The organism is Occallatibacter sp., assembly GCF_049582745.1.
Taxonomy (GTDB): Bacteria; Acidobacteriota; Terriglobia; order Terriglobales; family Acidobacteriaceae; genus Telmatobacter.
Genome location: NZ_JBAUUO010000177.1, coordinates 64,415 through 77,483, shown reverse-complemented (window position 1 = coordinate 77,483; position 13,069 = coordinate 64,415). Strand labels below are relative to the sequence as shown.

The following is a 13,069-nucleotide window of genomic DNA, read 5'->3' as shown; positions in this document are numbered from 1 at the left end:
CGCTATTCGCGCCGGAAGCGATTGGCCTTTTCGAATTCATCGCGCAATTCGGGCGTGCGCAGATTCTCGCGGATGTGGGCGAGGCTCTGTTCGAGAGCCTGGAGCGCCGCCGCGATGGCGTCGGTGTTGGTGTGGGCGATGTCGCGCCACACGGACCAGGGGCTGGCGCCGAGACGCGTCATTTCGCGAAGGGCGCGGCCGCCGACGTGTTTTAATTCCGGCGCATCGCCAACTTCGCTTTCGAGCAGGGCACTGAGCGCAGTTGCGGTGAACTGGGGAAGGTGGCTGACCCAGGCGACCAATTCATCGTGACGTTGAGGGCCGAGATCGATGGTGCGAGCGCCCATGCCGATCACCCACTCGCGCCAGATCTTTGCAAGGTCGGCGGACTGCGGAGACCGCTCCCAGAGCGGATTGTCAGTAAAGAGCCAGACCGCGCCGCGGAAGAGGTTAGCGTCGCCAAGGTTAGCGCCGCCGCGCTCCTTGCCGGCCATGGGATGACCGGGGAGAAATGCAGCGCGATCGGGAGTGTTGAAGAGGCGGCCGGCGGATTCGGTAATCTGTGCCTTGGTGCTGCCCACATCGGTGAGGAGGTGTTCGGGACCAAGCACGAGGGCGAGCTGCTCCATCAGGTCGAGGGTTGCGAAGATGGGAACCGCCAGCAACACGACCTGGCTTGCTTTAGCAGTTGCGATTGCGTCCGCGCCGATGGAATCGATTGCGCCCATCGCCAATGCCGTTTCGGCCTGACCACGGCTTCGATTCCAGCCGACGATCGAACCTTTAAATCCGGCGGCGCGCAGAGCGAGGCCCACCGAGGTGCCCAGCAGGCCGGTACCGAAAATCGCGATGCGCATCATCTTCTTCTCAGTTCAGACTATTCCATGAAGCCTTACGCTGACCGCCATCGATAGGAATCATTGAAAGAAGATAATCTATGCCCGGAGATCGGGTGGGGGTCCCGGCTGGAATACACTCCTCAGCAGAGGCACTGGTGCTCGATACCGATACCGTCCGGCTGATCAGAAGAATCCGAATCTGGCTCGCCTTTTTCATCGCTGGCCTCATCCTCAGCGGCGTGACAGCCTTTCCCCTTGAGCATGAAACTGCCGCGCTGAACCGGATCTTCGGTGTTCCCCCCATGCCTCCCCCAAGGGTCGAACCCGCGCTGCACGTCTGGCTGCGCCGCGTGCACGAGGGCATCGTGAATACAAATCGCGACTACCCATTCATGGCCTACGGCACCGATTGGCTGGCCTTCGGGCACCTCGTCATTGCCGTGACCTTCATCGGTCCGTTCGTTAACCCGGTGCGCAACAAATGGGTTCTCGTTTTTGGAGTCATCGCCTGCGCGGGCGTGTTGCCGTTGGCACTCATCGCTGGGCCGATCCGCGGCATCCCGCTTTACTGGCGACTCATCGATTGCAGCTTCGGCATCGTCGGCGTCGTGCCTCTCCTGATCTGCTTGCGCTACGTGCGCCGGCTCGAGCGAACGTAAATGGAAGTGCAGGCACTTCGGTTCCCTACAATTGGAACAAGCTATGGCCATGGAATCGAAAGTGCCTGAAATCACCGCCGCGATCGTCGATACCATCGCCGCCATCTCCACGCCCCCCGGCCGAGGCGGAATCGGCATCGTGCGTCTCAGCGGTCCGCAAGCCGCTTCGATTGCCGCGCAACTCATCCGTTTGCGCCAACCGCTGGAACACGCTCATGCTCGTCTCGCCGAGGTGCTCGATGAAAACGATGCAAACAGCGAGCGCATCGACGAGGCGATGGTCACCTGGTTCTCTGCGCCGAACTCATACACCGGCGACGAACTCGTGGAGATCGCAGCGCATGGCTCGCCTGTGGTTCTCGATCTGCTGCTGCGGCGTGCGCTCTCGCTCGGCGCCCGTCTCGCAAATCCCGGCGAATTCACCGAGCGCGCCTTCCTCGCCGGCAAGCTCGACCTCACGCAGGCCGAAGCCATCCGTGACTTGATCGACGCCCAGACGCTCACCCAGGCGCGCCAGGCCGCCAGCCAGATGGGCGGCGCCCTCAGCCGCCGCGTCTATCCAACCAAGCAAGCCCTGGTTGAACTGATTGCTCTGCTCGAAGCCGGCATCGACTTCGCCGATGACGACGTGGACGTTACGCCACAGTCCGAAATCGCTCGCCGCATTGCCCAGCTTGTTCCGCCGCTGGCTGCGCTTGAGGCCTCGTTCGCGCGCGGCCGCATTGTGCACGATGGACTGACAATGGCCATTGTCGGCCGACCCAACGCCGGAAAGAGCTCTCTGTTCAATCGCCTCGTGGAACGCGATCGCGCCATCGTGACGGCCACTCCCGGAACGACGCGCGACCTGGTAACCGAACGCATATCGCTTGAAGGAATTCCGCTGGAACTGGTTGACACCGCCGGCCTCCGCGAGACCTTTGAAGAAGTGGAGCAGCTTGGCATCGCGCGCAGTCGCGAGGCGTTGGCAGACGCAGCAATCGTGCTGGTCGTTCTGGACGCAACCCAGCCGCTAAACCACGAAGAACGCAGCCTGCTGGCAGCTCTCCACGACCGTCCTGCGCTCGTCGCCATCAACAAGAGCGACCTGGCTGACAACGTCAGCGATGCATTGCGCGCAGATCAGTCCGCCGCCGAGGAGTTGGAGCTTCAGGCTATCGCCACATCGGCGCTGACTGGTAATGGGATCGCCGCATTGCGCAACAGAATAGTAGCGCTGGCTACGGGCGGAGCGGCCGCCGAACCCGGCCTGCTGACCAACCTCCGCCACCAGCAGGCAGTCGCCACCGCGCGGACGGCAATGGAAGACGCCACTCGCGCCAATGCGACAAGCATCCCCCACGAGATGATTCTGCTGGATCTCTATCGAGCCCTGTGGGCCCTCGATTCTCTCACCGGCCAAACCACGCCCGACGACATTCTCAATCTAATCTTCTCCACCTTCTGCATCGGAAAATAGACTAGGTTCTCAGACGGTCTTACGGAAGATCGAATTCCTACATATTCCCCTTTATTTTTAGCGTGCATAGGCGCATACTGTCTCTCAGAGTCCCAAGAGAGCACAAGATAAACGGGACTCCAGTGGGGCTCCACAGGCCGAAGATTAGCGAAAAATGGGTCTGGAGTCCCAAAGGGGGATGGGATGGCGCTCACAGATGCACTTGTAAAGGCCCTGAAGGCTCAAGGCGGGCTCCGGTATAGCAAGGCGGATGGTAACGGCCTGTTGCTCGATGTAACCCCCGCAGGAGTCAAATCTTGGGTGTTTCGCTATCGGCTGAACGGCAAGCGGGAAAAGCTGGTCATTGGGCGGTATCCCGAAGTCAGCCTCAAAGAAGCGCGCGCCGAGCGTGACAAGTATGCGGCCACGGTCAGACAGGGCAAATCCCCGTTCATGGAAAAAAAGCTTGCTCGTGAAGGCTTCACGGCAAATCCGACCGTCAAGGAATTTGCAGAGCGCTACTACACCGAGCAGGTTCTAAAGAACTGGAAAGAGCCAAAGCACATCCGGCGCTATCTCGATAACGAGATCCTTCCCGCCTTCCGCACAATGCAGCTTAAAGACGTGACCACGCTGGACGTGCAAAAGCTGGTCTACCGCAAGCGTGATAACGGGCAAGTGGCAGCGGCGATTCAGTTGCGGGGCGTCATCAAGAGAATGTATGACTACGGCATAGAGACGCGGCTGGTGACCGTAAACCCTGCCGCAATGGTCGCGACGCGCTACATCGGCAAAGCGCGCAAGCGGTCACGGGTCCTCACGGCAAGCGAGATTCGCACCTATCTCCGGACCATCTATGACTCGAACATCCGGAAGCAATTCAAGCTTGCCCTGCACATCATCCTTCTGACGCTGGTGCGTAAGTCGGAACTCCTGTTTGCCACCTGGGAGCACGTCAACTTCGATAACGGCGAATGGACCATCCCCGCAGAGAACGCTAAGACGGGCAAGCCTCACATCGTCTACATGTCAACGCAAGTCGCAGAGATGTTCAGAGAGTTGAAGAAGCTTGCCGGCGATTCCGACTTTGTACTTCCGGGCCGTGGCAGGACCACCAGGCCGTTTGCAAAGAACGCTCTCAATAAAGCACTAGAGGGTCTGACCTTTGAGGACATGGACCCGCTCACTATCCACGATCTGCGGAGAACGGGCGCAACGCTGCTAACGGAGCACGGCTTCAACAAAGACGTGATTGAGAAGGCTCTAAGCCACGAGCATGAGGGCATCCGTGCCGTGTACATCATTGCCGAGTATGCAGACCAGCGGAAGAAAATGCTGCAATGGTGGGCGGATTACGTCGATAGCCTGGTGAACGAAAGCAAAGTGGTTATCGGCAACTTCAAGTCTGCTTGACCCTCGTGTACCGGCGCTCCCAGAATCGGCCAGAAAAAGGGCTCAAGAGCGCCCCCTTTCGCCTACTGCTTGCTCGCTGATCCTGAATACATAAGCACATCGTCTGACTCAGCGATCAGGATCGTGTCTCCAGACTGTGCTGCTTGAATCGTGAAGTTGAGCGTGCGTGATGCGAGGTTAGCGCAAGCCGGAGCGGTGGAAGGCTGGGTCGTGATCGTCCCGGTACCCGCGGCCGTGCTTTGTAATGAGTAGCTCCCGGTGAAAGTGAGCGGGCAGTTCTGGCCGGGAATGCCTTGTATGACCGTAAGCGTTCCATTAGTGATCTTGCCATTCCCGTCAGCCTTGAACGATCCGATATCGGATTCGGCGTCGCCGCGGCTCAGCATGATCGAGTAGGTTCCATTGATGCTGGAATTTGAATATCCAGACTGCGCTTGGACTGGAGGTGGGTTGACAACGGATGATCCGCCTCCGGAACTTCCGCAGCCTACCAAGGACACCAGTGAGACAAGCGCAAGAAGATCAATCCAACGTTTCATAGGCTTCACCTCTTTTTGTCTGGTATTAGTTGAACCCTGCCAAGTGTAGCCTCGAATCGATTCGTGCAACGGAATTAAGTGGTGTTCAAGAGCGCTTGTGATATCTTATGTAACTAGATATTCAAATCTGGGTGCCACCAGAAAGCAGGAATTATGCGTGGCAACCCGAGGGAATATTCGCGAGCGCATTCCAGCGCGCTAGATTCATCTCACTCCCCACACACTCCAGCGCAAAATGCAGCAGTTTCGAGCGAAGCAGGACGCATACGTTTCCTGCGCCTTTCTGAAGTCCGAAGTAGAGTTCCCTATTCGCGCGCGACGATCTATCGACTGATCGCGGCCGGACAGTTTCCGCGCCCGTACAGCCTTGGGGCACGCGCGGTTGCTTGGCTTGAATCCGAGATTCACACTTGGATTGATTCGCGTGTCGCGGCCAACTCGGAGAGCAAAGGCCCAGGAGCACAGTAATGTTTGGCCCTGACGACGACTTCGATAGGCGCCTGGCCAAGCTCCGTCCTGCGGAGCGATCGAGTTCAATCCCGGTAAACTCTTCGGATGAACAGTCGCCAAAGAGAATGATAGCGATCAGGGGAGGACCGCCATCGCGCTCCCGCGACTGGTGGTCAATCGGAAGATTCGCGAGGTTTCCGTATCGTCTGTTCGGCAGTGGACTCGGAGCGGCGTTGGGAACGTCTGCAGGATGGTTGTACGTGGCTCTTTGCGACCAAGCCAACCGATCTAGTTCTGTCCGCTTCAGGGTTACCGACAGAACTCTTGCCGCCAATACCGGACTGTCTGAGCGGACCATTATTGATTTGAGAAAGCACTTGGCCGAAAAGGGGCTTATTGAGTTCTCCGTGAGTCCCGGTCAGCGACCCGTTTACGAACTCAAAGCAATTCCTGAAACAGACATTCACCCAAGTGAGCGACCGAGGGAGAAGCGCAAACCCCGTGGCCGATCTTCGGCAAAGAACGCTTCTGAAGTTGACGATTTGTGGGGCGGACTCCCGCAAATTCTGCGAGAGAGGCCTGCAAATTATGCGCGACCCTACGCAAATTCTGCGCACCCGTCCTAGTTCTTCAATTAAGGTTGGATTCTTATGTGTTGTGTTAGATGGAAATCTCGAGCGTAGGAGGGGGTCAAAAACTATGCCCATTAGATCCCCGAATAACCCCGTAAACCGGAGGCCAACGGTGAAGCAGGCGCGCTTTGTGGAGGGGCTGACCGAGGGCAAGAGCGCCCGCAGAGCGGCTCTGGAGGCCGGTTACCGCGAATCGAGCGCGGATCATGCGACCACGGAGATTCTGCCTGTTGTCGAAAGAGCATTCGGCGAAGTGATCCGCGAGGCAATTCCGGTAGAGCGCCTGGTGCAAAGGCTGAACGAGGGCCTTGACTCGGTAGAGACGAAGATCGCCACATTCGAAGGGAAGATAACGGATGAAAGGACGTTCGTTGACTACGGTCAGCGGAGAGCCTACGCCGAACTAATTGTGAAGTTAGGCGGTCATTTCGTCCCAACCAACCGGATTGAATCGCCGCACTTAGACGCAGCACTTGTAAGAGAAGAACTTATTCGAAAATTATCTGGCATAGACGAGGATGAGCAGAGGAGCGACACAGACTAAGGTCGGGGTTGTTCCTGCTTCTGTTTCGCCGCCCGCAAACGCAGGTAACTTGAATCGCTGGCAAGTCGAATGCTAGAGTTGTTGGCTCAAAGGTGCCACCAGATGAAAGCTTCATTCCTTGCATTGGCTGTTTGCCTCTTGGCGACTTCGGTTTCAGCTCAAGGCTGGGCAAAGCAGGAGAAGACCGACGCATTCAGTGGAACGAATCTCGTTCAGTACACCCTTACTGGTAGGTTCCTGACACCGCCTCAGCGCGGATCGCTCGATGCTCCCGCGCTCGTTCTTCAATGTGTTCCGGGTGAAGCTAAATTCACCAAGGGATGGTACTCGCGGGGAAGACTGGTCAAGGCGTGGATTGATGTTGGCGCTTCGATTAATGGCACCGTCGATGGCGTGCCGGTCATGTACCGCCGAGACGACGGAAAGCCTCAGTCTGAACTATGGTCGAAATCAACCGACCTGATGGCGCTGTTTCCTTCGAACCTCGGCATCAATCACATTCTTTTTTCCCATGACCTCATCCATAAGGTGAACACCTCGCCGCCGGTTCACAAACTCGTGCTGATGGCAGATGAGTATTTGGGAACAGGCATCGTCATGCAGTTCGATCTCGCCGACCTTGACGGTCCCGACGGCGTTGCGAGTCAGTGTGGATTGGCGATCTACCAGAAGAAGTAGAGCCTATAAAAAAGCGTTGCTGAACAGTACGCGCGCGCGCGAGAGCCTCTCTGGAAGGTGGTGTAAACATCTTGTGTACCGCGGATTTCGCGAAACAGACTGTCATTCGATATGTGTACACAGCGCGTTCGGGAGGGTTCCATGAAATGGAAACTGACTTTGTTCTGCGTCGCAGTGTTGGCGATCCTAGCCGCTATTTTCTATATGCACCGGGACGAAGAAGCAAGAAAAGCGAGGACAGGAGAGAACATCAAAGCACTTGACCGCGACTGGGCAGCACTGATTTCTGACACAGAGATGCAGACAGCCGTGGTGGACGGGGCGCTGTCGGACTATGCCAACAGCGGCACTAGGCTCTACTTCAGATTCGGCGCGCAAAAAGCGAAACTCAGCGCCAAAGACAAAAGGTTAGTCGACGCCCTCCACAAATGTGCTCAGCCTAGCGATGTTCCCATCCCAGGAAAAGAGAAGAGTTGGATGGCCGACAGTCAATGCGTGGAGAACCAACTCCATTAGCGGCAAGGAAGCGACCACGAACCTACTTTGGGACTCCATTGGGACTCTGTGAGCACCGGCAAATCGAATGAGCTCATGGATATTGGCTATTCGCGCGTTTTCGACTTTCTGCATCGGAAAATAGTGGCAGTGCTAGGCGGAACGATCACTTAGGCGCTGCTGACTGAAATGCACCGCCTGATTCGATTGCAGAGGATACTCTCCCTTTTTAAAACGTCACGGCAGCACCGAGCCAAACAACGCGGTTTCCGGGATCGGGTCCGAAGAAGCCTCCTGGTTGGACGACGCCGGTGATGACACCGAAATTGTTATTACCGGTGTTGCACGAATGTGGCTGGCCCGGGTTTGCGCTGGCTGGACACGAGGCGCCCGGGTTGTTGAAATGAGGCGTGTTGGTGAAACCGAATGCGTCGCCTCGCACCTGCAGCGTGGCGAATTCCCTTATTTTGAAATCACGCACAACGCTCAGATTCATGTTGAAGAAGCCGGGCCCGCGGAATTCATTGCGGTTGGTGTTTCCGTAATGGGCCGTTGCGGGGTTTTTGGGATCGATCTCAGGAGCAGCGAAAGAACTGGGGTCGAAGTAAGAGCAGGTGGGAGTGCCCACGGCGCAACTCACGCCGGTGCGGGGCGCTTTGCCACCGAGCTTTCTGAAGGGCTTGATGAGATCGGCGGTTTGCCCGGACCCGTTTGCGTTCAGGCTGCCCCCCCGCGCTGACCGTAAGTGGGAAACCGCTCATGGCGCTGACCACCGGATTGACGAGCCAGCCGCCGAGGATCTCGCCGCCGAAGCCTGACTTCAGCCACGGCTCATCTTTTCCGAAGGGCAGTGCGATTACGCCGCTGAACTCGAAGTTGTTTGTCCGGTCGAAGCCGGCCGCTCCATAGTTCTTTCTTATAATTGCCGGATCCGGATAGGGGTACGCAAGCCCGCCGAGATCTTCGTTCTCCGCATAGTCCAACGCCTTCGACCGCGTATAGACAGCGGTGACATTCGATCCGCCGGCAAACTGGTATTTCAACTGGGTCTGCAACGCATCGTAGCGGCTGTGGAGATAAGGATTCAGCACGTTAATCATTCCCGTGTAGTTGGCACCGAATCTCTGGCTCAGAATACCGCCGGCTGAGCCGGCACCGGGCAACGAAGCGTTCGCATTCATATTGATCACCGGCCGAAGATCGTACGTACCGACATAGCCGATGGTGTATGTAAGGTTGCTGCCAATCTCCTGCTCAAGCGCGGCGTTGTAGGAGTGAATGTACCCGCGGTCGAAGGACTTGGGAACAGTTGTAGTGCTGATGTTCGTAGGCAGCGGGATCGAACCGCTGCTGAGATCGGGTAACGGCGCCAGAACGATACCAGCCGGGACAGAGTAGCTTCCGGCGCCCAAGCCCGCGGCGTTCAAGCCGGTAAGGCTTGCCGCAGGAACGTAATCCGCGGTATTGGACGGGCTGTTGGTATCGAGCAGCACGGACGGATAGGCGTTGCGGAGGACGTGCCAGGTGTAGGGATCGGCACTCATCCCATAACCGCCTCGAATTACCGTCGACGGCCTGAGGCGATAGGCGAAGCCCACTCGCGGCAGGAACTGCCCGATTCCGGTGTCGACACCGTCATCCACAGGAGTGCTGCCGTAACCACCGACCCGGACGCTGCCGGTGGCGAGATCAAGAACGCGAAGTCCTTTGCCGTTGTCGCTATATCCGAATGGGTAATATTCCCAGCGAACGCCCGCCGACACCGTCAGCTTGGGAGTGACCTGCCAGTGGTCCTGTAAGTATCATGCCCACACGGACCAGCGCAGGGCGTTCGGATTAAAGAGCGACCTGGCTTTGCCGGTCCCGCTTGGCAGGCCGAGCAGAAAATCGGCCCAGGAATTGAACCATGTCGGGGTGGACCCCAGGGCAGAAGTGACAAAGCCATTGAACTCAAACGCGCCGCGCGGTTCCTGGTACGTTCCGCCCTGCGGTTGGAAGTGATTGATCTGCGTATGATTCCACTCGATGCCGCCTCGCAGAGCTGTCAAGAACTGGAAATCGATTTAGTTCCGGTCTTGTCCACCATCAAGTCAGGCAGGACCAGGTCCCTCTTGAACCGGTTGTATCGCTCCGGAGGCAGAACGTGGAATGACTCCTGCTAGCGCTTCCTTGAAGATTTACGGGTTTTTTTCTTCAGTCCGGTCTCGGGGAGGTCAGCGGATTCGCGAACGGGCCAGTGGCGCTGGAATACAAGAGCCGCCGCACCGCGGAGGCGCGCTATTTCGCCTTCGTGTGCAGGAAGAATTTTGGGAGGCAAACCAGCAACCGTAAATCCGGCAGCTTCACGTTCGATGATCGGGCCGAAGCGAGACCATGCTCCCGTAATTTCGCCTGCGACCAGAATCATGCTGGGAGCGAGCCCGGCAATCAGGAGCCCGAAGCCACGTCCAATCTGCTGCGCCTGGCGGTCCAGCGCTGCTGCGGCCTTCAAATTGCCATCTTCAGCCATCAGGAGCAAATCGTGAAATGTGGTGCCGTTCGAATCTTGCTGGAGTTCGCGATAATAGCGGAGAGCAGCACGACAAGAAGCGAACACCTCCCAGCATCCGCAACGCCCGCAGGCGCAGAGGGGCCCATTGGGGTCAATCGGAGCATGCCCGAACTCACCGGCGCGGCCGCCGTCTCCGGTAATAAGATGGCCATTGGCGAAGATGCCGGTTCCCACGCCTTCGGATATCGTCACCAGGACAATATTTCGAATTCCATCAAGCCGACCGAAGGTGAGCTCGGCAATCAGACATGCGTTCGCGGCATTCTCCATCTTTACCGGCAGATGCATCTTCGATTCAATCGCGCTCTTGAGGTCGAAGTCTGGCCAGCGGAGATTCGGCGCAAAGATCAGCCTTTGCGTTGCTGGATCGACACGGCCCGGTAGGCTGATTCCGATACCTTCGATTGAATGGCGCGGCACAGCATTACGAACCCGTTGTGCGCATTCGATGAGAAGACGAGTCGCAGCAACAGGATCGGACGATATCGGCACTTGGGATCGCGACAAGAGCCTGCCGTTCAAATCGACAACTGCAACGGTGGCCATGCTTGGACGAAGGTCTATCGCCAACACGCCGAGTTCTTCGTTCAGCCCAAGCATGGTCGGGCGGCGTCCACGCGCCGAAACCGCGATGGGACCTTCGCGCACCCATTTCTCGCGAATGAGCTGCTCGACGATCTGCGATACGGTGCTGCGCTGCAGGCCGGAACTTCGGGATAGGTCGGCACGTGAGACCGGCTGATTTTCTCGAATGAGTTCGAGCACAATGTCACGATTGATTCTTCGAGCCATTTCACTTGAGGCTCGCTGAACATGCGTCAGATCAATATGCCGAATGCCGCCATGAATCTGTTCCACTGCAGTATCAGCTCCTGGGCGCATTGCGCTTGCCGCAGGAGTTCCTTTCTCCAACTCATCCATGCGTGGAAGTTCGCAGATTAACACGAATCTCCGCGCCTTGGCTAAGAGAGCAAAAGAGTCGTCGCAAAAGGGAGACGTGAACACAGCGGTGGAACTGGTTGAGACATTTTGTCGACCGTTGACTCGGCGCCCGACTTTGTTCGGCCGTCGCGCCGGATATTTGGGTGCGATCGCGCTCGTAGCTTTCGAGCCGCACACCAGCATCGAGTCGCATTCCTCTACTGTGACGGAGAATGGCCGATCCACTTGTCGGCCCATTCAATAAAGTACTTCATATTCGGTGCGTCTGTGTGGCCTCCATCGTGCTGGCGCCATGCCAGCCGTCCGTTGAGAAGCCCGGTGTTTACGGGAGGCATTTGGGCTGTGTGGTAGTCGCCTTCCACTTCGAGACCTTTAGCGTCGAGTAGATTAAAGACGCGGCCTGCATCGACGGTAGCCATGAAGCTGCCTTCGTGATCGAGCCATTTGGCGTCGCCCTTCGCTGGAATTCCATAACTGATAAAGGTCAGGCGCGGAGCGCAAAGGGCGATCAGCTGGTTCGAATCGACGGGGATATCTCCGGGTGTCATGGTTCCAAATGTCGCTTCCGATGCGCCATATTTCATGAAGTTGCCCGCCATCCAGTAATACTCGCCGCCGGTCAGGCTCTCCACTGCTTCGCCAAAATTGCGGCGCAATAGCGTAGCTCCCCCTTTCCCGGAGGAACCGACCAGCACCATCGCGAATCTTTGGTCGAATGCCATTGTGACGAGTGCGGCCTTGCCATAGCGTGAAACTCCCTCGATGCCGACATGCTTTGCGTCGACTGCGGGATCGGTTTCGAGATAGTCGAGGCCACGGCCGGCTCCCCATGCCCAGGCGCGAAGAGCACCCCATTCTTCCGGTTTCCGCGGCTGTCCTTTATCGACGAGCCCTATGATTCCGCGGGTAAGGCCGGCTCCATCGTCAGCCTGCACGCTGGCTGGATCGAAAAGGACAAATCCCCAACCGGCTGCGACCAGTTGCCACGTGTTGGGCAGACCGCCATCTTCATTCAATGGTGGGAACTGGAACGGCGTGGCTTTAACCGGCTGCCAGGCGGGGTGCTGTTCGAAGACCTGCTTCAGCGATGGATCCCGTTGGATGAGCACGGACTCCCATGCCTTATTGATCTTGTCGATGTCGCCACCGGATGGTTCATTTGGATTCGGAAACGCGGCGTGCCCAAACATCATCAAAACAGGCACCGGCCCCTTGGCTCGAACCGGCAATACCACCATCATGTGGATGTGAACACTGATGGCCGGATATGCGGAGTTGTCGACAACGCCTTCGACATCTCTCGCGATGACAGGGGTGAAGCCAATCATCTCGTGATCCACTGCGTTGACTGTCCACGCTACATGCGGAACGTTGTTCGGTACCCGGCCATAGACATACTTCGAGTACATTTCAACAATTTCAGGACGGCGTTTTTCCCACCACATCGCGGGAGTCGTCACCTTCTGGCCGTCGTTCATCGATAACGGATCAGGCACATCGGGGTATGGGTTAGCCTTGGCCTCGTCGTAGTTAGCGTGATTGGGCGCTTTTTCATCGCCGCTTGGCCCCGGGCGGAGTGCCTTGATACCGAGCTGCTCCATCATGTTCTGGTGGTCTTGCTCGGACGTAAACGTAACGGGCGGCGGAGCGGCGGTCTGGGCGATTGCAGGGTTCGCGACGATCCCGCAAAACGCGGAGAGAAGGCAGATAAGTGCAGGGTGTTTGAAGACGGTCACGGAGATGCTCCAGAGTGTTATGCTTTGAACGTTTTCGCAAAGCGATTTAGTTGGGGGTCCATATTAAACCTCTCGTCTTGCAACAAGCACGGAGATTCTTCCCGCTGGTCGGGCCGTTCATCTTTTTGAGTTGCATAGCGGCCTGGTCGCAAC

12 protein-coding genes and 1 pseudogene are annotated in these 13,069 nt (G+C 57.5%); 7 read left to right on the top strand and 6 right to left on the bottom strand.

Annotated elements, in window-relative coordinates; genetic code table 11:
* Positions 1-2: 2 nt before the first annotated feature.
* Entirely contained in the window at positions 3-860 is an 858-nt protein-coding gene (locus WCA10_RS25770; RefSeq protein ID WP_472825420.1) for a prephenate dehydrogenase, read from the bottom strand.
* Positions 861-994: 134 nt separating this feature from the next.
* Between WCA10_RS25770 and WCA10_RS25765 the strand changes: the two genes are divergently transcribed.
* The 3 genes from WCA10_RS25765 to WCA10_RS25755 all read left to right on the top strand — a co-directional run bounded on the left by WCA10_RS25765 (position 995) and on the right by WCA10_RS25755 (position 4,349).
* Complete coding sequence (locus WCA10_RS25765) at positions 995-1,498, top strand: hypothetical protein (protein WP_472825419.1); 504 nt, start codon at positions 995-997, stop codon at positions 1,496-1,498.
* A gap of 43 nt (positions 1,499-1,541) precedes the next feature.
* Entirely contained in the window at positions 1,542-2,957 is a 1,416-nt protein-coding gene (mnmE, locus tag WCA10_RS25760; RefSeq protein WP_472825418.1) for a tRNA uridine-5-carboxymethylaminomethyl(34) synthesis GTPase MnmE, read from the top strand.
* Between the two features lie 183 nt (positions 2,958-3,140).
* A complete protein-coding gene (locus WCA10_RS25755; protein ID WP_472825417.1) occupies positions 3,141-4,349 on the top strand; it encodes a tyrosine-type recombinase/integrase in 1,209 nt (402 codons plus the stop codon).
* Positions 4,350-4,411: 62 nt separating this feature from the next.
* On the opposite strand, the gene WCA10_RS25750 is transcribed toward WCA10_RS25755, so the two are convergent.
* The gene (locus WCA10_RS25750; RefSeq protein ID WP_472825416.1) at positions 4,412-4,888 is read right to left on the bottom strand and encodes a hypothetical protein; all 477 of its coding nucleotides are present in this window, start codon (positions 4,886-4,888) and stop codon (positions 4,412-4,414) included.
* A gap of 153 nt (positions 4,889-5,041) precedes the next feature.
* On the opposite strand from WCA10_RS25750, the gene WCA10_RS25745 reads away from it, so the two are divergent.
* From WCA10_RS25745 to WCA10_RS25730, 4 genes are all read left to right on the top strand, one after another.
* Positions 5,042-5,356, top strand: coding sequence for a helix-turn-helix transcriptional regulator (locus WCA10_RS25745; RefSeq protein WP_472825415.1), 315 nt, complete (start codon positions 5,042-5,044; stop codon positions 5,354-5,356).
* Between the two features lie 726 nt (positions 5,357-6,082).
* Entirely contained in the window at positions 6,083-6,514 is a 432-nt protein-coding gene (locus WCA10_RS25740; protein WP_472825414.1) for a terminase small subunit, read from the top strand.
* Between the two features lie 102 nt (positions 6,515-6,616).
* Complete coding sequence (locus WCA10_RS25735) at positions 6,617-7,192, top strand: hypothetical protein (protein WP_472825413.1); 576 nt, start codon at positions 6,617-6,619, stop codon at positions 7,190-7,192.
* A 141-nt stretch (positions 7,193-7,333) separates the two neighbouring features.
* Positions 7,334-7,708, top strand: coding sequence for a hypothetical protein (locus WCA10_RS25730; protein ID WP_472825412.1), 375 nt, complete (start codon positions 7,334-7,336; stop codon positions 7,706-7,708).
* A gap of 208 nt (positions 7,709-7,916) precedes the next feature.
* Here WCA10_RS25730 and WCA10_RS25725 read toward each other — a convergent pair whose 3' ends face one another.
* The 4 genes and pseudogenes from WCA10_RS25725 to WCA10_RS25710 form a co-directional block, all read right to left on the bottom strand.
* Positions 7,917-8,372, bottom strand: a complete 456-nt coding sequence (locus tag WCA10_RS25725) for an outer membrane beta-barrel protein (protein ID WP_472825506.1) — start codon at positions 8,370-8,372, stop codon at positions 7,917-7,919.
* Positions 8,263-9,735, bottom strand: a pseudogene (locus WCA10_RS25720) (TonB-dependent receptor domain-containing protein). Before WCA10_RS25720 ends, WCA10_RS25725 begins: the two are co-directional and overlap by 110 nt.
* A 110-nt stretch (positions 9,736-9,845) precedes the next feature.
* Entirely contained in the window at positions 9,846-11,030 is a 1,185-nt protein-coding gene (locus WCA10_RS25715; protein ID WP_472825411.1) for an ROK family transcriptional regulator, read from the bottom strand.
* 347 nt (positions 11,031-11,377) lie between these two features.
* Positions 11,378-12,916, bottom strand: a complete 1,539-nt coding sequence (locus WCA10_RS25710; RefSeq protein ID WP_472825410.1) for a glucuronyl esterase domain-containing protein — start codon at positions 12,914-12,916, stop codon at positions 11,378-11,380.
* Positions 12,917-13,069 lie beyond the last annotated feature (153 nt).